The following is a 19,956-nucleotide window of genomic DNA, read 5'->3' on the forward strand; positions in this document are numbered from 1 at the left end:
ACTCGATCGTCAGCCGGTGCTGCAGCAGCCCCACCCCACGTAAGGTCCGCCACCAACGGACTTACCCGAGCCGAACCTAGACGTGAATTCGACTGCCGCCATGACTGGATCCCACCCCCGCCGTAGGACGCCCAAGGGCCCGCTGGTGCTCGACACCCGTGAGCTCGGCCGGCGGCCGGGGTCAATGCGCCGTGTCCAAACCCAGGCGGCGCTTCCTGCCGATCTCGGGGCCGAGATGATGTGGGTCCCCGCGGGGGCCATCGCCACGTTGGATCTCCGTCTGGAGTCGGTGATCGAGGGGGTGCTGGTCAGCGGCACGATCGTCGCCCCGCTGAAGGGCGAATGCGGGCGCTGTCTGGCTGAGGTGTCCGACATTGGCACTGTCGAGGTCAGAGAGCTTTTCTACTACCCTGACCGGGCCGTGGACATGGCGGATGACGACGACGCCAGGGTTCTCGCCGAAGATCATGCCGACCTCGAGCCCGTGGTCCGGGACGCCTTGGTGTTGGACCTGCCGTTGTCTCCCACCTGTCGGCCGGATTGCGCGGGACTGTGCGTGGACTGTGGTGCGCGGCTCGACGAGGTCGGGCCGAATCATTCCCACGACCGCCTCGACGCTCGGTGGATTGCGTTGTCCGTTCTGGCGGAAGGCGCTCCGACGGGAACTGATCAGGGTCGGTCCGACCCTGACGAGAGCAAGGAGAAGAAATAGTGGCCGTCCCGAAGCGGCGCACCTCGCGCAGCAACACCCGATCCCGCCGTTCGCAGTGGAAGGCCAAGGTGCCGACCCTCGCGAAGTGCTCCCGGGGGCACGTGATCCGGCCGCACACCGTGTGCACGACGTGCGGCCGGTACAACGATCGTCAGGTGCTTGACGTCTGACCCGGCGTGACCCGCATCGCCGTTGATCTGCTGGGGGAGGGGCTCCCTGTCGGGCCCCTCCTTGAGGCGCTGCCCGCCGCATTGGACGCAGACCCACGTCTGGTACTGATCCTGGTTTCGCCCGCGGAAGGTGTTCGTGAGGAGCTGGCACGGCTCGGTATCGCGCCTGGCGAGCGAGTGCTGCTGAGGCCCGCCACGCGCACGGTGACAGGGGGTCCTGCCGCCTTTCGGGATGTCCGCGCGCGCCGGGACGCCGGCGTCCGGGTGGCCGCTCGGCTGGTTCGCGAGGGTCACGCTGATGCCATGGTCTCGGTAGCGCCCGTGGAGTCGGTCGTCGCCTCAGCCCAGTTCACCCACGGACTGCTACCCGGCGCGACGAGAGCCGTGCTTGCCGCGGTCATCGGTAGGAGAGACGCCGGCGTTGTTCTGTGCGACGCCGGATCGACCGTCGGCGTGACGGCCGACGAACTCGCCCAGTTTGCGCTGCTGGCTAGCGGATATGCGGCGTTGCGGTTCATGGTGAACGCACCCCGGATCGGGCTCTTGGTGCCGCGAGAGGCGTTGTCAGATCCGTTGCGGCGGATCGCGGATGAGCTGCTTCGATCGCTCGATCTGAACTATGTCGGTCCGTGCACGGTCGAAGATCTTCTCGCCGGTCCCGAGCCAGCCGGCCAGGAAGGGGCGGCGACAGGCCGGTCCCCAGCCGTGGGTCCGAGCAGACGGCTCGAGGTCGCGGTGACCGACGGCTACACCGGTGATGTCGTGCTGTCGACCATTCGAGGTGTGTCGAGCTGGGAACGCCGAGATGCGGCCGGCCGCCTGAACGCCGGCCTGGATCCGGCGTGGGGAACATTGGAAGATCCTGATGTGCGAGGGGGAACGATCGTGCTGGGGGTCGACGGCGTCGCGGTCCACGCGGAGCGCACTCGAGGAGGATCCGTGGATGCCGGGGCCGGCGGGCTGCTCGCGGCGCTGAAGGTGGCGTCGTCGGCCGTACGCGGGGATCTCATCCCGCGCACACGGGCCGGGCTGGCGACCCTGGTGGCACGGCGCCGCGCGCTGGCTGGGCTGGCCGGATGACGCGCCACCTGCCGACTCCTCCGCCACGGGGCGGACTGATCGAGGTTCTCGAGGCGGCGATCGATCCTGAGCTGCTCGATCGGGCGCTCACGCACCGCTCCTACGCCTATGAGAAGGGCGGCCTCCCAACCAACGAGCGGTTGGAGTTTCTGGGCGACGCGGTGCTTGGTCTCGTCGTAACCGCCGCGCTCTTCCTCCGGCATCCCGATCTGCCCGAGGGGCAGCTGGCCAAGCAGCGGGCCTCGGTGGTGAACATGCGAGCGCTCGCCGACGTGGCGCGTGGCATCGGACCAGACGGACTCGGGCCCTACCTGCTGCTCGGCCGTGGGGAGGAGACAACCGGGGGTCGCGACAAGGCAAGTATTTTGGCCGACACCCTCGAGGCCATCATCGGGGCGGTCTATCTCTCGGCCGGCCTCGACGTCGCTTCCATCTTCGTGCATCGCCTGTTCGATCCGTTGTTGGACGAGGCTGCGGGTCGCGGAGCCGGGTTGGACTGGAAGACGTCGCTGCAGGAGCAGACGGCTCTGCTCGCCCTCGGGCCGCCCGAGTATCTGGTTGAGGAAGCCGGCCCCGATCACGCCAAGAGGTTCACCGCCCACGCGCGGATTGCGGGCGAGCCGCTGGGCGAGGGCGAGGGGGGCAGCAAGAAGGAAGCCGAGCAGCGGGCTGCTGCCGCGGCCTTCGCCGTCCTGGAGAGTCGGGCGGCCGCGGCGACGCAGGGTGACGGAGACGGCGGTTCGACCGGGCCCGCGGTGCATGATGACGCGTCCGTTGTGGGTCAGCTGGGCCGAGGGCACACCTCGGGCCCTTGAGGTCGACGACCCCACCACCGCGATGATTCTGACAGGCCGTGGCCCCCGGCTGGCGTGGACCGGTTCCGCGCACCACGCCAGACTCTCGCCGACAGGCGGAGATCATGCCTGAGCTACCAGAGGTGGAGGTCGTACGCCGCGGCCTGCAACACGGTGTCGTTGGCAGGACTATCGCCTCGGTCGAGGTGTGTCACCTGCGTGCGGTCCGTCGTCATGTGGCCGGCGCGGGTGATTTCTCTGCGCTGCTTGTCGGGCGGCGGGTGACTGCCGCGAAACGTCGCGGCAAGTACCTTTGGCTCGCGCTGCGAGCGGATCCCGCGGCCACCCCCGCGGCCGCGGGGGTGGCGCAGGCGGTCGGGCCGCAGTCGACAAGCGCGCCTGCGGGTCTGCCCGTGTCGGACCCGTCCCTGCCGTCCGCCCCGGATGACGCTTTGATCGCGCATCTGGGCATGAGCGGTCAACTTCTGGTGGTGCCGTCGACGAGCCCGGATCAGAAGCACCTGCGGATCCGTTTCACCTTCCTGGACGGAGGCCGCGAACTGCGGTTCGTGGACCAGCGAACCTTTGGTGGTCTGGCGGTCGCGATCGGTGGTGGAGAGCTGCCGGAGCCGGTCGCCCATATTGCCCGGGACCCACTTGATCCCGACTTCGACGAGGACCTTGTCGTTCGGCGGCTGCGTGAGCGCCGTACCGGCGTCAAGCGGGCATTGCTTGACCAGACGCTGGTCAGCGGCGTGGGCAACATCTACGCGGCCGAGGCGCTGTGGGCGGCGAGGCTGCACTATGCCCGGCCGACGGAGACGTTGACTCGTTCCGAGGTTCGGCGGTTGCTGGACTGTGTCCGCACGGTCATGATTGCGGCGCTCGACGCTGGTGGGACGTCCTTCGACAAGCTGTATGTCTCGACCGAGGGGGTCAGCGGATTGTTCGAGCGGTCGCTCGAGGTCTACGGGCGCGCGGGCCTGCCCTGCGGCCGGTGTGGGGACACGATTCGGCGGGACGCCTTCATGAACCGATCCAGCTTCACCTGTCCCACCTGCCAGCGTTCACCCCGCCGGCCCAGATGGTAGGATTCGATCAAATGTTCGAAGGTAATCGTCTCCCTGAGAGATGATCTCGAACGTGGCCAGCGCGGGGGCGGCGGGAGCCCGCCCTGCACGTTGGACAACGCTGCCGCCTCATCCGGGGCCGGGTCGGGACGCTCCCGGCTTGGTGAGGCACCACCGACGGCATCGGGTCGTGCTTCGCCCGCCCGATGTGAGAGGACGGAGATGCCATGAATCCGGATGCGCTGCTTGGCCGGGTGCGGAAGCTTCTGGCCATGGCGGAGGCCGAGGGGCTCGCCGAGGCCGCTAGGGAGGCCTACAACATCAAGGCGGCCGAGCTCATCGCTCAGTATGGGATTGACCGCGCGCTCGTCGAGGAGGCTGCGCCGAGTCGGGTCGCCGCCGCCGATCTTGTGGTGTCCGTCGACTCGCCGTATGCCCGAGACAAGATCTCGTTGTTGGCGAGCATCGCAGCGCCGCTGGGATGCCGCCTCGTGCATCGCACGGTCCGCCGTGACCACGGGACGGAGCATTCCGCGCATCTGTTCGGTATGGATGCGGACATCGGCCGCGTGCAGCTGTTGTTTACCTCGCTGCTCGTGCAGCAGGCGCATGGATTGGCCGTCATACGCCCGCCGCGGCATGAGGACCCGAGAGCGTTTCGCCGGTCGTGGATGGCTGGGTTCGCCTTGGCCGTCGCGCAAAGGTTGACTCGAGCGGAGCGGACGGCCCGTGAGCGGGCCCAGGCCCAGCAGCGGGAGGACGCGGACGTCGGTTTGGGAGGTCCTTCGGTGGCGGTAGTCCTAGCCGACCGGAGCCAGCGGGGGACGCGCATCTCGCCGCCGTCTATCCGCGCCTGCGGACACCCAAAGCCCGTCAGCTCTCCGGCAGCGGAGGTCGGGCTGGATACCTGGCCGGCGAGCGAGCCGATCTCGGCCTTGGCAACCGGGTGTCCGGTCGGGTCTCGCCGGCGATCGGCTCACGTGGATAGGCGACGGAACTTCCTGGCTAGAGCTTGCCGCCCGGAAGGTTGGGAACTGCGGTCTGGGTGGGGCCAGACGTCCGAGGCGGAACGTAGCCAGGGCCGATGATCTTATCTGGGTCGTCGACCGGTCCGGGCGTCACATGGCGATCACCGTCGGTGCTTGGATGTGGAACGGGTAGCGCTCCGCCGTCCTGGGAGAAGTTCTGCCCGCAACCGCCGAGTAGCAGCGCCGGCCCGAGGGCTCCGCAGACGAGCGCCACGGCGGTGGACCTGCGGCGGGAACGCGGCCGCAGCGGCCGCTCCCGTTGGAGGTCCACCGGCCGTCGTACCTCGCTCGATCGGCCTGCCACGTCTGAGAAAGAAGAGGTGTCCACGATGGGCTGTACCCTACCGTGCTGATGAGCGAGGTACCCCAGAAGCAGGCGGCGTCTGGCCCGACCGTGGTCCGCTTCACGGCTCGAGTCGTCGGCCGTGTTCAGGGTGTCGGTTTTCGTGACTATGTGCGTACTCGTGGCCGCCGTCTCGGTCTGACTGGAACCGCGACCAATATGCCCGATGGCGCCGTCGTGGTGATTGCGGAAGGCGCGGAGCCTGCGTGCCGGAACCTGGTCCGCCTGCTCGTGACGGGGCACACCCCCGGTTGGACGGAGCGGGTCGAGCTGGTGTGGCAGAGGGCACAGGGTGATCTGGTCGACTTTCGCCGGAAGTGACTGGTTGGGGACGCCGCGCTGGCGGAACTGTCATCAGGATGACGGTCAAGTTTTTGCGTGTTCACCGGATCAGTCAGGGGGCATGTGGCATGCTCTTGACTTTCGGTCACTCGACGTGGGACTCTAGAACCATTGTTTGGGGCGCACTCTGATCTGTTCGGATCTTGTGTTGTCCGACACCCCACTAGGTCACTCATCGTGGAGGACCATCACTATGGCGAAGGCCCTTTTCGGCCACGTCGGTTCCGGCAGCGACCTGCGTCTCTCCTATGAGGTACGCCGGCTCCGTGCTCGAGTTGCGGAACTTGAGGCTGAACTGACTCGAGTACGCGAGGTCAACGAGGCGCTGGTCGGAGGTGTCGACGTACCGGAGGATGTCCGGGCACTCGACGCCGAGCCGGCGTACAGCTGAGCCGCAAGGTCGGCTATCGGGGCGCTTCCTATCGGAGGCGCCCCTTCGTACTGGTTGCACCCAGCCATAGGCAATTCTCGGCTATCAGTATGTGCGTAATTAGTTACATGCTGTAATTGGGATGTTGCTTGGTCGAGGGCGGCCATCGCGGCGTCGCCAGGGCCGTCGCCTGGGAGTAGATCTCCGGTGCGACCCTGGAGTGGTGCGATGGTCCGTCCCCGTTTGGGGGCTGAGAGCGGTGCTGGTCTCGCAGGAATCCTGCTGAGGCAGGCTGTTTTCCTATGTCCGTAGACTTCACCGGAATGTAGCTGCACGACTGCTTTGCGTCGCTCGATACGATGGGGTGGTCCCACCGTCGGCTGATCCCGGCCATCCGTCACCAGCCCGGCGAGCCCTCCTCACCGCTCCGGAGACCGGTGCATCTCAAAAGCCTGACCCTGCGGGGCTTCAAGTCCTTTGCGAGCTCGACCTCGTTGCATCTCGAGCCCGGAATTACCTGTGTGGTAGGCCCAAATGGGTCCGGTAAGAGCAATGTGGTCGATGCCATCGCCTGGGTGCTCGGAGAACAGGGCGCGAAAGCGCTGCGCGGCGGCACCATGTCGGACGTCATCTTTGCGGGTACACCCGCGCGCCCGGCGCTTGGCCGGGCCGAGGTTCTCCTCACGATCGACAACTCCGACGGCGCGTTGCCAATTGAGTACACCGAGGTGACCGTCGGCCGGCTCATGTTTCGCAGCGGGGAGAGCGAATACACGATCAACGGTACGGGATGCCGACTCCTTGACATCCAGGAGCTCATGAGCGACTCGGGCATCGGCCGCGAGCTGCACGTGATCGTGGGCCAAGGCCAGCTCGACGCCGTGCTGCACGCGCGCCCCGAAGATCGCCGAGCGTTCATCGAGGAGGCCGCGGGCGTTCTCAAGCACCGTAAGCGCAAGGAGAAGGCGTTACGCAAGCTTGAGGCGATGTCCGCAAACCTCACTCGGCTCGCTGACCTTTCCGCTGAGCTGCGCCGCCAGCTCGGCCCCCTCGGCCGACAGGCGGAGATCGCGCGGAAGGCCGGAGTCACCCAGTCCTCGCTGCGGGACGCCCGGCTTCGACTACTCGCGGACGATTTGCACTCCGCGGGGACCGCGCTCGCCTCCGATGTCGTGGACGAGGAGGCGCTGCGGCGACGTCTTGCGGACTCCGAGACGGCGCAGCGCACCGCGGCGCAGCGGGAGGAACACCTCCAGGCGGAACTCGGCGCTGTCGTCCCTCGCGCGGCCGCAGCCCAGGAGACCTGGTATGCGATGGCTTCCCTGCGGGAGCGACTGCTGGGAACCCGCTCGCTGGCGACGGAGCGAGCTCGGCTGCTTCGGATCGGATCCGACGAACTACGGGGTCGCCGTGATCCGGAGGAGCTCGAGCAGGAGGCGATCGCGGTCCGGGAGCAGGAGATCGCGCTCACCGAACGGTTGGATCGCGACCGTGAGCTGCTCGAGGAGGTGGTCAGCAGGCGGGCCGAGCTCGAGGCCGCGCTGGCACACGAGGAGCGCGAGCTGATCGCCGCGGCCCGCGCGGCCTCCTCTCGACGCGAGGAGATCGCCCGGCTCGCCGGCCAGGTTGAGGCTGCGTGGTCGAGGGCGACCGGTGCGGAGCAGGAGATCGCGCGGACGACGGAGGCGCTGGCGGCCGCCCGGGAGCGCGATGCGCAGGCCGCCCAGTCCCGGACCGCGCTGGAGACGGAACTCGCCCAGATGGAGGGCGCTCGAGAGGAACTCGGCGAACGGCACAGCACGACGGTGGCGGTGCATGCCAGCGCGACCGACCGGCTGGAGACGCTGCGGGCACAGGAACGCTCGGCTGAGCGGGACCGGGCGTCCTGGACCGCTCGCCACGAAGCGTTGCAGCTGTCGCTCGAGCCGGCCGACGGGGTGGCTGCGCTGCTCGAGGCCGTCGCGCGAGCGCGGGTACCCCAGGACGAGTCTTCTCACGACACGGGTGGCCCGGAGGAGGGGGCAGATCCGGCCCGGGACGGCTCAGGGCCGGGCGATTCGTCGTCCACCCGATCTGCCGGTGGGAAGCGTGGTGGCCCTGGCGGCCGCCGGCATCGACCCGCTGCGGTGAAGGACGCCCACGCGGCCGGCGAGCGTCGGCGTGAACTCCCGCCCCTGGACCCCTCGTTTTCGCCCCTGGGCCGGCTGGCCGGCGTGTTGAGCGTCCGGCCGGGAGCCGAGGTGGCGGTGGCCGCGGCACTGGGGCCGGCCGCAGACGCGCTGCTGGTCGCGACGCCGGCCGAGGTACTGACCGCGTTCGCCTGGTTGCGCCAGGCCGAGGCCGGAAGGGCTGCGGTGGTGACCGCTCGGACCGCGATGAATCTGGGCGGGACCGCAGGCGATGGAGATGGCGCAGGCGGGGGGCCGCATGCTGGCCGGGGGCGCAACCAGGCGGACGGGTCGATCGGGGATGTGGCGGGACCGCTCCCCGAGGGCTGTGTGCCGGTCCTGGCCCTGGTGGAGATCCTCGACGACCGTTTCGGCGCTGCGCTGGTGTCGCTGCTCGAAGGCACCGTCGTCGTGGACGATCTGGCCGCCGCCGTGCTTGTTGTCGGATCCCGGCCTGATCTACGGACTGTGACCAGGGCAGGGGACATCCTCGGTCCCGCGGCGTCGATCGGGGGCAGCGCGCATCCGCCGTCGACGATCGAGCTGAGAGCGGCGGCCGACGAGGCGCAGGCCGGGGTGACGGAGGCGGCCCGACGGGCCGAGACGGCCCACGAGTCCTTTGAGCCGGCCCGGGCCGAGGTGGCCCGGGCGCGCTCGGCCATTGACGCGGCTCTGGCCGCCCTGCACGGGGCCGACGCCCGATATCGGGCGTTGTCCGAGCAGGTGGCCCAGCTGGATCGCGCGCGGGGTGGTGCGGGCTCGGAGGCGGCGCGGCTCGAGGCCGCCCGCGGCGGCGCGGAGACGGCCCGGGATCGGGCCTACGGGGCGCTGACCGAGCTGGAGACCGCCCTTGCCGCGACCTCTGTGCAGCCTGAAGTCGACGAACCGACGCCGGCCGAGCGGGACCGGCTGGTCACCGCTACCTCGGCCGTGCGCGCCGCCGAGGTCGAGGCCCGGCTGGCGGTGCGGACCAGCGAGGAACGGGCGCGTGGTTTGCAGGGGCGGGCGGATGGGCTGATCCGGGCCGCAGCGAGCGAACGGACGGCTCGGGCCGCCGCCGTCAGACGGCGGGAGGTGCGCGAACAGCAGGCTGCGGTCGCGGCGGCACTCGGGGACGCCACCCAGGTGACCCTCGACCGGCTGGACCGCTCGCTGGCCCGTGCCGCTGCTGAGCGTGAGGAGGCCGAAGTCCTGCGCCGGGCGACCGAGACGGACCTGGCCGCCGTGCGTGAGCAGGGAAGGACGCTGGCCACCGAGCTCGCGGCGCTGCGGGATGCGGCGCACCGCGACGAGATGGCCCGCGCGGAGAAGCGGCTACGGGCGGAGACGCTCGAGGCCAAGGCGATGGAGGAGTTCGGGATCGGTGCAGAGGACCTCGTGGCCGAGTTCGGGCCACAGGTGCCGGTGCCGCCCGACGATCCGGACGGTACGCCGACGCCATTCGACCGGGCCGAGCAGACCACCAGGGCCGCCACCGCGGAGAAGCAGCTCGCCCGACTTGGCCGGATCAACCCCCTGGCGCTGGAGGAGTTCGCTGCCCTGCAGGAAAGGGCGGCGTTCCTGTCGGCGCAGCTGGACGACATCAAGAGCACCCGTCGAGACCTGCTGCTCGTGGTCGAGGAGGTCGACGTCCGGGTTCGTGAGGTGTTCGCCGCGGCCTTCGCCGACACCGCCCGGGAGTTCGAGGTCGTCTTCGCCACTCTTTTCCCAGGGGGCGAGGGCCGGCTGGTGCTCACGGATCCCGAGGACATGCTGACTACTGGGATCGAGGTCGAGGCACGTCCGCCGGGAAAGAAGGTCAAGCGGCTGTCGCTGCTGTCCGGCGGAGAGCGATCGCTGACCGCGCTCGCGCTGTTGCTGGCGATTTTCCGGGCCCGCCCGTCGCCGTTCTACGTCCTCGACGAGGTCGAGGCGGCGCTGGATGATCGTAACCTCGGCCGGCTGCTGGACGCCATCGAGGGGCTGCGGCAGAAGTCCCAGATGATCATCATCACTCATCAGAAGCGGACGATGGAGATCGCCGATGCCCTGTACGGCGTGGCGATGCGTGGCGACGGGGTGACGACAGTGATCAGCCAGCGGTTGCGGGAACGCGCGGCGGTCTGACCCGACTCGGGGGTGCCGGGGGTGGTAAGCGGCCCGGGCCGCGCCGGCCATCTGTCAGGATCGGGGGGTGGAGCTCCTCATCCTGATCGTCGTCATCGCCGTCGTCGTACTGGCCACCATGGGATTTGTGGTGGGCAGTGCCGTGCGGCGGCGCCCCCGCCGGGCTGTCGGGAGGGGCAGCCGGTCCGACACCGACCTGTCTCCCGGCGTCGGGGATGACGCCGAGGTGCCTCGCGACTCGGCCACCCGGACGATCGATGATGTCGGCCTGCCCGCCGCGCCTGAGGTCGCGTCGCCTCGAGTGGCCGCGACCGGCGCACCGACGACCGGGGATGCCGCGCCGGCGGACACGAACCTCGCGCCCGCGCTTGCGCCGCAGCAGCGGCCTCCGGCGGAGACTCCGGCTCCGGCGGCCGGCCGGCTGGTGCGCCTGCGCCTTCGTCTGGCCCGCTCGCAGAACGCGCTCGGCCGCGGTCTGCTCACCCTGCTGTCGGGCGACAATCTCGACGAGGAGACCTGGGAGGACGTGGAGGCGACCCTGCTCGTCGCCGACGTCGGTGTGGCAGCGACGAGCGAACTGGTCGCGGCGCTGCGGGAGCGCACGAAGGTGCTCGGCGCCAGTACTCCGGCCCAGGCGCGGGTGATGCTGCGCGACGAGCTGCTCGCCCAGGTCGGCACGGCGACCGATCGTTCGCTGCGGACCTCCGTGCCCGATCGCCCGGCCGTCGTCCTCGTCGTCGGGGTCAACGGCACCGGGAAGACCACGACCTGCGGCAAGGTCGCGCGGCTGCTGGTAGCGGAGGGACGGACGGTGGTGCTGGGCGCGGCCGACACCTTCCGGGCTGCGGCTGCGGATCAGCTTCAGACCTGGGGCGAGCGGGTCGGCGCGGTGACCGTCCGGGGAGCCGAGGGTGGTGATCCGGCGTCGGTTGCCTTCGACGCGGTGAAGCGGGGCATCGATTCGGGCGCCGACACCGTACTGATCGACACTGCTGGCCGCCTGCACACCAAGACCGGCCTGATGGACGAGTTGGTGAAGATCAAGAGGGTGGTCGGCAAGCACGGTCCCGTCGACGAGGTGCTGCTGGTGCTGGACGCCACCACCGGGCAGAACGCGCTGGTCCAGGCCCGAGTCTTCACCGAGGCGGTGGAGTTGTCCGGGGTCGTGCTGACGAAGCTCGACGGCACGGCGAAGGGCGGAATCGTCATCGCCGTGCAGCGGGAGCTGGGCGTGCCGGTCAAGCTGATCGGTCTGGGTGAGGGGCCGGACGACCTCGCTCGCTTCGAACCAGAGGCATTCGTCGACGCCCTGCTTGGCGAGCCGGTCTGACGGCCGGAGTGCCCACCGCGTCCTGCGGGGCAGAAGACCACGGGGTGTCGCACGTCAAGGTCTTTCCGTCGTTCGTAATGTGATCTAGGCTTCATCGCTGAGCGAAGCCGGAAGGCTCCTCGGTGCGTTTCCGGCTGGGGGGTGAGCGTCCGGCGAGGCGTCTCGCCCTCCTCAGCGCAGAGGGCGGATCCGGCCCGGTGCGAAACCAGGTCGGCGTCCGTGCGGGTATGCCTCGCCGGGCCGCGCAAGGGGCGCGGTGCAATCGGCGGTCGCCGGGGGTGTTCGGACGCGGGGTGTGTAGTCCTCGTCGTCGGGTGCGTACGCTGGTGCCTGCGGTCCGCCTGCGATCTCGGAGTGTGTGCGCGTGTTCGACACCCTTTCCAGCCGCCTCGACAAGGTCTTCACGTCGCTGCGTGGTCGGGGGCGCCTGACCGATGCGGACATCGACGCCACGGCGCGGGAGATCCGGGTGGCGCTGCTGGAGGCGGACGTCGCGCTCCCCGTGGTCCGCAGCTTCGTCGCAGCCATCAAGACCCGGGCGCGAGGAGCCGAGGTCGGCTCATCGCTGAATCCGGCACAGCAGGTCATCAAGATCGTGAACGAGGAGCTCGTCGCGATCCTCGGCGGCGACACGACGACCCTGCGGTTCGCGAAGACGCCGCCTACCGTGATTTTGCTTGCCGGTCTGCAGGGCACGGGTAAGACCACCCTCGCGGGCAAGCTGGGGCGGTGGCTGAAGGCGCAGGGGCACACCCCGCTGCTGGTCGCGGCCGACCTGCAGCGTCCCAACGCGGTCAACCAGCTCCAGGTGGTCGCAGCGCGCGCCGGCGTGGAGGTCTTCGCCCCGGAGCCCGGCAACGGGGTCGGCGATCCGGTCCAGGTGGCTCGCGATGCCCTCGCGCATGCCCGCCGCCAGGTCTTCGACGTCGTCGTCGTCGACACGGCGGGCCGGCTCGGCGTCGACGAGGAGTTGATGCGTCAGGCGGCGAACATCCGTGACGCCGTCTCGCCAGACGAGATTCTCTTCGTGCTCGACGCCATGATCGGCCAGGACGCTGTCGCTACCGCCAACGCTTTTGCCGACGGCGTCGGGTTCAGCGGCGTGGTCCTGACCAAGCTCGACGGTGACGCCCGCGGCGGTGCGGCGTTGTCGGTCGCCGAGGTGACCGGGCGCCCGATCATGTTCGCCTCCACCGGCGAGGCCCTCGATGACTTCGACGTCTTCCATCCGGAGCGGATGGCGTCGCGCATCCTCGGGATGGGTGACGTCCTCACCCTGATCGAGCAGGCTGAGAAGGCGTTCGAGGCCGAGCAGGCCGAGGCGATGGCCGCCAAGATGGCCGCCTCGGAATTCACGCTCGAGGACTTCCTCGACCAGATGCTCACGGTCCGCAAGATGGGTCCGATCGGCAACCTGCTCGGCATGCTGCCCGGCATGGGGCAGATGAAGGAGCAGCTCGCGCAGGTCGATGACCGCGACGTTGATCGGGTGGTCGCCATCATCCGGTCGATGACGCCGGGGGAGCGTCGCGACCCTCGGATCCTGCAGGCCTCTCGTAAGGCGCGGGTGGCCCGCGGATCCGGTGTCACGGTCACCGAGGTCAACCAGCTGCTCGACCGCTTCGCTGAGGCTCGCAAGGTGATGCGGCAGATGGCGGGTGGGATGGGGCTGCCCGGTGGGATGGCCCGGGCGAAGGCCGCCTCCGCCCGCAAGGCCGCCAAGAAGGGGAAAGGCGCGAGCCGAAAGGGAAACCCGGCGGCGCGGGCGGCGCAGGACAAGGCACAGAAGTCCGCGACGCAGGAGCGCCTCGGCAAGGGGCCGGGCTTCCCCGACGGGATGCCGGACCTGGCGGCCCTCATGCGTCAGCAGGACGGCCCCGGGGGGATGCCGCCCGCAGGCCCGCGCGGCGGTCGTTGACAGGTCTGGTCCTGCTCGGCGAGTCCACGGTCTGCCGGGTGCGCGCCGGGCGGCCGCGGTCTGGCAGACTGTAAGCTCTACTGCAGGCCCTGCCTGCCAGCGTCGGTGTGGCTGCCCTCCGATCTCGTGTCGTACGAGAGTGATTCGAGTGGTTGTTCCGGCGCTGGTGCTTCCCACCGTCGGACTCTCCGTACTTCCGGAGTCCGGCGGTCACCGACACGTCTGGAGCCGTTCGACCACCGTGGCAACCAAGATTAAATTGCAGCGTCTCGGCAAGATGCGCGAGCCGCACTACCGCATCGTCGTGGCCGACGCCCGCACCAAGCGGGACGGCCGGGTCATCGAGGCCATCGGGCAGTACCACCCGAAGTCCGACCCGAGCATCATCAAGGTCGACGCCGATCGGGTGGGGCACTGGCTTTCGGCCGGGGCTCAGCCCACCGAGCCGGTCCTCGCCATCCTCAAGGTTACCGGTGACTGGCAGAAGTTCAAGAACCTGCCGGCCCCGCCGCCCATGAAGGTCGCCGAGCCGAAGCCCGACAAGCGGGAGGTCTTCCAGGCTGCGGCGCGGGCCGCCGCAGGCGCAGAGGACCGTCCGGCGACCACTCCGAAGAAGGCCACCAAGAAGGCCACCAAGAAGGCCGCGTCGGCGGAGGGTGCGGATGCGCCGGCCGCGGATGCGTCGACGGCCGCGGGGCAGTAGGTGCTGGAAGCGGCCCTCGAGCATCTCGTGCGGGGCATCGTCGATCACCCTGACGATGTCCGTGTCGATCTGAACAACGGTCGCCGAGGCCGAACCCTGGAAGTGCGGGTACATCCCGACGACCTCGGGAAGGTCATCGGTCGGCGGGGCCGCACAGCCCGCGCTCTACGCACGGTCATGGGAGGCGTCGGCGGCCGCGGACTTCGGATCGACGTCGTCGATGTGGACCGCTAGCGCTCCTCGGCATGGCGATGGGTGCGGTCCACTCGGCACCCATCTCCGTGGCTGAGGCGATCGTCGTCGGCCGGATCGGTCGGCCGCACGGCGTTCGAGGCGACGTCACGATCGAGGTGCGGACGGATGTGCCGCAGCGCCGGTTCGCGTTGGGCGCGGTGCTCGGGCGTGAGGGCGGCGGTGCCCCCCTCACGGTCGCCGCGGCCCATTGGCACTCGGGCCGTCTGCTGATCCGCTTCGACGGGGTCGAGGACCGCGGCGCCGCGGAAGCCCTACGCGACGTGTTGCTGACCATCGACCTCGCCGAGGCCGGATCTCCGGTGGATGAGGACGAGGAGGCTGACGGTGACGTCGGCGACACGTGGTGGGATCGTGATCTCGTCGGCCTGGAGGCGGTCACGACGACCGGTGCCCCGCTGGGCCGGGTGACAGACGTCATCCACGCGCCGGCGGGCGACCTGCTCGCCGTCGGACGCCCGGGCGGGGGCGAGCATCTCGTACCGTTCGTCCGGGAGATCGTCCCGACCGTGGATCCGGCCGCGGGCAGGATCGTCGTCGATCCACCTCCTGGTCTGCTGGATCTCGACTGATCCCGCTCCGGCCCGACGATGATCCGAGTCTCCGGACGACCCCCGCCTCGGGGCCGGCCCCGATAATCCGGGAGCAGCCGATGCGTGCTGATGTCGTGACCATTTTTCCGGCCTACCTCGAGCCGTTGCGCCTGTCGTTGGTGGGCCGGGCACAGGAGCGGGGGACCCTCGACGTCCGCACTCACGACCTGCGTGCGTGGACCAGTGACGTTCACCGGACGGTCGATGACGCACCCTACGGCGGTGGTCCCGGAATGGTGATGCGCCCTGAGCCGTGGGATGCGGCGCTGACGGAGATCGCGGCGTCGGACCCAGACCGTCGCCCGCGAGTCGTGGTGCCGACCCCGGCCGGCGCACCGTTCACTCAGAGTCATGCAGAGGAGCTCGCGAGGGAGCCGTGGCTGGTGTTCTGCTGCGGCCGCTATGAGGGCATCGACGCCAGGGTGATCGACGCCTGGGCAGATGACGAGATCTCCATCGGGGACTACGTGCTGGCCGGCGGCGAGGTCGCCACGTTGGTCATCCTCGAGGCGGTCGCCCGCCTCCTGCCAGGGGTGCTCGGCAACAGTGCATCGGCGGCCGACGATTCGTTTTCCGACGGTCTGCTCGAGGCCCCGGTGTACACGCGTCCGCAGGTCTGGCGGGGCGCCGAGGTACCCGCGGTGCTGCGATCCGGGGACCACGCGGCCGTGGCCAGGTGGCGGCGTACGCAGGCGCTGCGCCGTACGCTGGCGCGGCGTCCGGATCTGGTGGAGCACGCCGAGCTGTCCGACGCGGACCGTGCTGTCCTCGAAGCCGTGGCGGCCGAGCCAGCAGAGCACGTCGCGGCGACATCCGGATCGGTTGTGGGTGGCGCGACCATGGTCGGGCGGGGTTCGTCGATGGACTTGCCTGACCCGGCCTGACCGGTGGGCGGCGGGGTGCGCGGTCGGAGTCGCCCGCGCGTGTGGCACAGTACAATGCAGTGTCCGCCGGTTCGTGACCGGCTCGGGTGGCCTCAGGTCGAAATGATCCCTGCGGGACGTCTCCGTGGTGGAGCCTGTCGATGCATGGGTCCGGGTCGGGCTCAGCCGTGGGTTGTTCGTCGCGGTCGTGGGCCGAGGGCACGGACGATCCACTCTCAACCTCTTCAGGAAGCGACTGCCATGCACACCCTGGACAGCCTCGACGCCGAGTCACTGAGGACCGACGTGCCCGAGTTCTGGCCGGGCGACACCCTCAAGGTCCACGTGCGGGTCGTCGAAGGAAACCGTCAGCGCATCCAGGTGTTCCAGGGTGCCGTCATCCGTCGACAGGGTGGCGGAGTGCGGGAGACCTTCACCGTTCGGAAGGTCAGTTTCGGCGTGGGAGTCGAGCGCACCTTCCCGCTGCACAGCCCGATCGTGTCCAAGATCGAGATCGTGACCCGCGGTGACGTCCGCCGGGCGAAGCTGTACTACCTGCGTGAGCTGCGCGGCAAGGCTGCGAAGATCAAGGAGAAGCGGGAGCCGATCTCGCGCTGACGTGCTCGTCACCCAGTGCCCCGCTCGGACCTCTTATCGGCGACTTGCCGGTACTCCGTGCACGTGTTGACCCCGTTCTTGGACGAAGATAGGCGGCACGGTCCGCAACGACGTCGCATGGGGCGGCTGGTGGCACGTCGACCGGTCCGATGAGGTCAGTCGGTCGATCCAGCGAGGTGGCGGAGTGAACGCATCCAGTCCGGGTGGGCATCGTCCGTCGGGAGACGCAGGAGGCGATCGGCCCGTCGACGATGCACGGCGGGTTGATCCCGCCTCCGAGGGATCGCCGCGGTTCTCCTCTTCGCGGGATGACGCGGGCGGTGAGCGGTCCGGGTGGGCTGCCGACTCCATGGGATCCCGTGACGATGTCGACGCCCAGGCCGCACTCGACGGTGCGGGCGGGGCGCCGGCCACGGCACCGGACGAGCAGGGCGGCGGTCGCCGGATCGCTCGGCCCGGTTCGGGAGTCCGGGGCCGGGGCTCTTTTCTGCGCGAGTTGCCCGTGCTCGTGCTGGTCGCTTTTCTGCTGGCACTGCTCATCAAGGCGCTGCTGGTCCAGGCTTTCTGGATCCCGTCAGAGTCGATGGAGCGGACTCTTCTGATTGACGACCGTGTGCTGGTCAACAAGGTCGTCTACCATTTCCGGGACGTGCACCGGGGTGAAATCGTGGTGTTCAACGGCAAGGGGACGGGTTTCGACCATCAGGAGTCGATCGTTCCCAAGCCCACCAATGCCTTCAGTAGGTTTGTTCGTGGTGCGCAGAACCTGCTCGGCCTCGGCGCCCCGAGTGAAACCGATTTCATCAAGCGGGTCATCGGAGTCGGCGGCGACACGGTCGCGTGTTGCGACGCCGAGGGCCGGGTGACGGTTAACGGCCATCCGCTGGACGAGCGGTACGTCTACCAGAATGACTACCAGCGTTTTGGCCCGCTGAAGGTGCCCGCGGGCTATCTGTGGGTGATGGGTGATCATCGGGGGGCGTCTTCCGATGCCCGTCAGAACGGGCCGATCCCGAAGGACAAAGTGGTTGGCCGTGCCTTCGTCCGGGTCTGGCCGCTGAGCCGGCTCGGCTTCCTGGGCGTGCCGGACAACTTCGGCGGAATACCCGCCGCGTCGGTTGCTCCTCGCGCGATGCCGGCATCCACCACACCTGCGGCGTCGGCCACCTCCGGCACGGCGGCGGCCCAGCCCGGGTCGGGCGTGCCGATCGCGGACGACACGTCCCTGCTGACGCTCGTTGCGCTGACCCCGCCGGCCTGGCGGGCGCGGCGTCGTGATCGGCGGCTCGTCGTCGCCGGGGATGCCGCCGCAGAGGATGCGGTCCCACCGCGGCGGCGCGGATATCCATGAGCTCGCGCGGGGTCGTGATCCGGCGTGACGCCGGCCTGTTCGGTTATGAACGGGCGTTGGTGCGCTGTGGGCTGGGCCCGGTTGCCGGGGTTGACGAAGCGGGTCGTGGCGCCTGCGCCGGCCCGCTGGTCGTCGCCGCGGTGGTGCTCGGTCCGGACAGCAGGCGCCGGCTGTCTGCCCGGCTGGCGGACTCCAAACTATTGACCGAGCACGTCCGGGAAAGCCTCTTCGACGAGGTCCTGAGGGCGGCCGAGGACTGGTCGACGGTCGTGATTCCGGCGGCGGAGATCGATCGGACCGGCGTGCACGTGGCCAACATCACCGGCATGCGGCGTGCCGTCGCGCGGCTGGCGCATCGGCCGGGCTACGTGCTCACAGACGGATTTGCGGTCGCCGGCTTCGGGTCGGAATCGTTGGCGGTTGTGAAGGGGGATCGGGTTGCCGCGTGCATCGCGGCGGCCTCGATCGTGGCGAAGGTGACGAGGGACCGGATCATGCGTGCGTTGCACACGCGCTATGCCGAGTACGATTTCGCGCAGCACAAGGGATACGTCACCGCGGCCCACGCGGCGGCGCTGGCGCGGTACGGACCGTGTGACGAGCACCGGAAGTCGTACGTCAACGTGGCTGCGCATGCGGTGCCGACGAGGGAAGCTCGATCATTGTGGCTGGAGGACAGAGTGCTTGCGACCAGCCTGCATGGCGTCACGGAGACCGCATGAGCGCGGAAGACCTCGAGAAGTACGAGACCGAGATGGAGCTGCAGCTCTACCGCGAGTACCGCGACGTGGTGGGACTGTTCTCGTACGTCATCGAGACCGAACGTCGATTCTATCTCGCCAACGAATACCAGATCGAGGTCAGGAACAGCACGGACGGTGAGGTCTTTTTCGAGCTGACCCTGCGGGACGCCTGGGTGTGGGACATGTTCCGCCCGGCGCGTTTCGTTAAGAATGTCCGGGTCGTTACCTTCAAGGACATCAATGTGGAGGAGCTGACCAAGGCCGAGCTCTGAGGCTCCGCTTCTGGTTGCAAGCCCCTCCGGCGCCGTCGGCCCGGCTCTGCCGCGACTCCCGCCCGCGCTGCGGTGATCTGGGATCTCTCGCCCTCTCCCACCCCCTCCCGCTCGGCTCGGTTTGCCCGTCGCTCGCCTGTGGATAACATTTCGCTATCCACATGTCGATCAAGGGTTCTGGTCGTTTCCATCCGTCGCGCCGACGCTGAAAGAGGCCGGCGGGCGCACGTCCCCCGGCGGACGGGAGTATGGCGATGCGGGCGAAGGACGGATTGGGCCGGTTCGGCGAGGAGGTCGCGTCCCGGCATCTGACGGCGGGTGGCGCGGCAATCCTCGACCGCAACTGGCGATGCCGGGAGGGCGAGCTCGATCTCGTGCTCCAAGACGGACCCGATTTGGTGTTCTGCGAGGTCAAGACCCGATCCGGGACGCGTTACGGGTCCGGAGCGGAGGCGGTCGTCGGTCCGAAGGCGGCCCGGATCCGCCGGTTGGCCGCCCGCTGGCTCGCGGAGCACCCGCACGCGCCCTCCCCGGTGCGTTTCGACGTGGTGCTGGTGTCCCGCCCGCCGGCCGGTCCGGTCCGCGTCGAGCATCTGCGGGGTGCGTTCTGATGGCCCTCGCTCGAGCACGGGCAGTAGCGGTCCTCGGGGTTGAGGGGCATATGGTCGAGGTCGAGGCGGATCTTGCCGACGGCCTGCCGAGACTGACCCTGATCGGCCTGCCCGACGCCGTCCTGCACGAGTCGCGCGACCGAATCCATGCGGCGGTGATCAACTCCGGCCAGCGCTGGCCGAACCGCCGGATCACCCTCGGCCTGTTTCCCGCCACCCTGCCGAAGGCGGGCAGCGGCTTCGACCTGGCGATGGCGGTCGCTGTGCTTGCCGCCGCCGCGGTGGTGCCGCCGGACTCTCTGCTCCGCCGGGTGTTCATCGGGGAGCTGGCCCTGGATGGCCGCGTGTGCGCGGTCAGGGGGGTGCTGCCGGCCGTTCTCAAAGCGGCCGCCGCGGGCGTCGAGCGCGTGGTGGTCCCGGCAGCGAACGCGGCCGAGGCGGCGCTGGTGCCCGGCGCCCGAATCGAACCGGCCATAGATCTGGCCGGTGTGCTGGCGGTTCTGCGCGCGGCACGGCCCC

The 19,956-nt window shown here is 69.4% G+C and carries 20 protein-coding genes and 1 pseudogene; all 21 read left to right on the forward strand.

Going from position 1 to position 19,956, the window contains the following annotated elements; translation table 11 throughout:
* The first annotated feature begins 100 nt into the window (after positions 1-100).
* The gene (locus tag G6R25_RS00675) at positions 101-712 is read left to right on the forward strand and encodes a YceD family protein (protein ID WP_163551243.1); all 612 of its coding nucleotides are present in this window, start codon (positions 101-103) and stop codon (positions 710-712) included.
* Positions 712-882, forward strand: a complete 171-nt coding sequence (rpmF, locus tag G6R25_RS00680) for a 50S ribosomal protein L32 (RefSeq protein ID WP_009742317.1) — start codon at positions 712-714, stop codon at positions 880-882. The genes G6R25_RS00675 and rpmF overlap by 1 nt, the downstream gene beginning before the upstream one ends.
* Before the next feature lie 6 nt (positions 883-888).
* Entirely contained in the window at positions 889-1,962 is a 1,074-nt protein-coding gene (locus tag G6R25_RS00685; protein ID WP_163551244.1) for a phosphate acetyl/acyltransferase, read from the forward strand.
* Positions 1,959-2,777 (forward strand): ribonuclease III, encoded by an 819-nt coding sequence (rnc, locus tag G6R25_RS00690; RefSeq protein WP_136446319.1) that lies wholly within the window; start codon positions 1,959-1,961, stop codon positions 2,775-2,777. The genes G6R25_RS00685 and rnc overlap by 4 nt, the downstream gene beginning before the upstream one ends.
* Positions 2,778-2,881: 104 nt before the next feature.
* The gene (mutM, locus tag G6R25_RS00695) at positions 2,882-3,847 is read left to right on the forward strand and encodes a bifunctional DNA-formamidopyrimidine glycosylase/DNA-(apurinic or apyrimidinic site) lyase (protein WP_163551245.1); all 966 of its coding nucleotides are present in this window, start codon (positions 2,882-2,884) and stop codon (positions 3,845-3,847) included.
* Between the two features lie 206 nt (positions 3,848-4,053).
* Positions 4,054-4,814 (forward strand): annotated as a pseudogene (locus tag G6R25_RS00700) (DUF2786 domain-containing protein).
* A gap of 392 nt (positions 4,815-5,206) precedes the next feature.
* On the forward strand, positions 5,207-5,518 hold the full coding sequence (locus G6R25_RS00705) for an acylphosphatase (RefSeq protein ID WP_163551246.1): 312 nt from the start codon (positions 5,207-5,209) through the stop codon (positions 5,516-5,518).
* Positions 5,519-5,732: 214 nt separating this feature from the next.
* Positions 5,733-5,930, forward strand: coding sequence for a hypothetical protein (locus tag G6R25_RS00710; RefSeq protein ID WP_011606869.1), 198 nt, complete (start codon positions 5,733-5,735; stop codon positions 5,928-5,930).
* A gap of 416 nt (positions 5,931-6,346) precedes the next feature.
* A complete protein-coding gene (locus G6R25_RS00715; protein WP_163551247.1) occupies positions 6,347-10,183 on the forward strand; it encodes an AAA family ATPase in 3,837 nt (1,278 codons plus the stop codon).
* 67 nt (positions 10,184-10,250) lie between these two features.
* The gene (ftsY, locus tag G6R25_RS00720; protein ID WP_163551248.1) at positions 10,251-11,513 is read left to right on the forward strand and encodes a signal recognition particle-docking protein FtsY; all 1,263 of its coding nucleotides are present in this window, start codon (positions 10,251-10,253) and stop codon (positions 11,511-11,513) included.
* Positions 11,514-11,877: 364 nt separating this feature from the next.
* Positions 11,878-13,431, forward strand: a complete 1,554-nt coding sequence (gene ffh, locus G6R25_RS00725) for a signal recognition particle protein (protein ID WP_163551249.1) — start codon at positions 11,878-11,880, stop codon at positions 13,429-13,431.
* 241 nt (positions 13,432-13,672) lie between these two features.
* Complete coding sequence (gene rpsP / locus G6R25_RS00730) at positions 13,673-14,134, forward strand: 30S ribosomal protein S16 (RefSeq protein ID WP_163551250.1); 462 nt, start codon at positions 13,673-13,675, stop codon at positions 14,132-14,134.
* The gene (locus tag G6R25_RS00735; protein ID WP_009742328.1) at positions 14,135-14,368 is read left to right on the forward strand and encodes an RNA-binding protein; all 234 of its coding nucleotides are present in this window, start codon (positions 14,135-14,137) and stop codon (positions 14,366-14,368) included.
* 47 nt (positions 14,369-14,415) lie between these two features.
* Entirely contained in the window at positions 14,416-14,958 is a 543-nt protein-coding gene (rimM, locus tag G6R25_RS00740; protein ID WP_136446327.1) for a ribosome maturation factor RimM, read from the forward strand.
* A gap of 80 nt (positions 14,959-15,038) precedes the next feature.
* Entirely contained in the window at positions 15,039-15,863 is an 825-nt protein-coding gene (gene trmD / locus G6R25_RS00745; RefSeq protein WP_163551251.1) for a tRNA (guanosine(37)-N1)-methyltransferase TrmD, read from the forward strand.
* A gap of 240 nt (positions 15,864-16,103) precedes the next feature.
* The gene (rplS, locus tag G6R25_RS00750) at positions 16,104-16,460 is read left to right on the forward strand and encodes a 50S ribosomal protein L19 (protein WP_044886201.1); all 357 of its coding nucleotides are present in this window, start codon (positions 16,104-16,106) and stop codon (positions 16,458-16,460) included.
* 502 nt (positions 16,461-16,962) lie between these two features.
* Positions 16,963-17,811, forward strand: a complete 849-nt coding sequence (lepB, locus tag G6R25_RS00755) for a signal peptidase I (RefSeq protein ID WP_328591741.1) — start codon at positions 16,963-16,965, stop codon at positions 17,809-17,811.
* A complete protein-coding gene (locus G6R25_RS00760; protein ID WP_163551252.1) occupies positions 17,808-18,533 on the forward strand; it encodes a ribonuclease HII in 726 nt (241 codons plus the stop codon). Before lepB ends, G6R25_RS00760 begins: the two co-directional genes overlap by 4 nt.
* The gene (locus G6R25_RS00765; protein WP_009742334.1) at positions 18,530-18,826 is read left to right on the forward strand and encodes a DUF2469 domain-containing protein; all 297 of its coding nucleotides are present in this window, start codon (positions 18,530-18,532) and stop codon (positions 18,824-18,826) included. The genes G6R25_RS00760 and G6R25_RS00765 overlap by 4 nt, the downstream gene beginning before the upstream one ends.
* A 254-nt stretch (positions 18,827-19,080) precedes the next feature.
* The gene (locus G6R25_RS00770) at positions 19,081-19,437 is read left to right on the forward strand and encodes a YraN family protein (RefSeq protein ID WP_163551253.1); all 357 of its coding nucleotides are present in this window, start codon (positions 19,081-19,083) and stop codon (positions 19,435-19,437) included.
* Positions 19,437-19,956 (forward strand): magnesium chelatase domain-containing protein (locus G6R25_RS00775; protein WP_272871438.1); only part of this gene is annotated, 520 nt, incomplete at its 3' end. The genes G6R25_RS00770 and G6R25_RS00775, both read left to right, overlap by 1 nt.

Source organism: Candidatus Frankia alpina (assembly GCF_902806485.1).
In the GTDB taxonomy this organism is placed as follows: Bacteria; Actinomycetota; Actinomycetes; order Frankiales; family Frankiaceae; genus Frankia; species Frankia alpina.

What these genes read in the sequence shown, in the direction of transcription:
- rnc (WP_136446319.1), top strand. Translation starts at nt 1,959, where the DNA reads ATGACGCGCCACCTGCCGACTCCTCCGCCACGGGGCGGACTGATCGAG.
- G6R25_RS00770 (WP_163551253.1), top strand. Translation starts at nt 19,081, where the DNA reads ATGCGGGCGAAGGACGGATTGGGCCGGTTCGGCGAGGAGGTCGCGTCC.
- G6R25_RS00710 (WP_011606869.1), top strand. Translation starts at nt 5,733, where the DNA reads ATGGCGAAGGCCCTTTTCGGCCACGTCGGTTCCGGCAGCGACCTGCGT.
- G6R25_RS00765 (WP_009742334.1), top strand. Translation starts at nt 18,530, where the DNA reads ATGAGCGCGGAAGACCTCGAGAAGTACGAGACCGAGATGGAGCTGCAG.
- G6R25_RS00760 (WP_163551252.1), top strand. Translation starts at nt 17,808, where the DNA reads ATGAGCTCGCGCGGGGTCGTGATCCGGCGTGACGCCGGCCTGTTCGGT.
- trmD (WP_163551251.1), top strand. Translation starts at nt 15,039, where the DNA reads ATGCGTGCTGATGTCGTGACCATTTTTCCGGCCTACCTCGAGCCGTTG.
- mutM (WP_163551245.1), top strand. Translation starts at nt 2,882, where the DNA reads ATGCCTGAGCTACCAGAGGTGGAGGTCGTACGCCGCGGCCTGCAACAC.
- G6R25_RS00675 (WP_163551243.1), top strand. Translation starts at nt 101, where the DNA reads ATGACTGGATCCCACCCCCGCCGTAGGACGCCCAAGGGCCCGCTGGTG.
- G6R25_RS00705 (WP_163551246.1), top strand. Translation starts at nt 5,207, where the DNA reads ATGAGCGAGGTACCCCAGAAGCAGGCGGCGTCTGGCCCGACCGTGGTC.
- rplS (WP_044886201.1), top strand. Translation starts at nt 16,104, where the DNA reads ATGCACACCCTGGACAGCCTCGACGCCGAGTCACTGAGGACCGACGTG.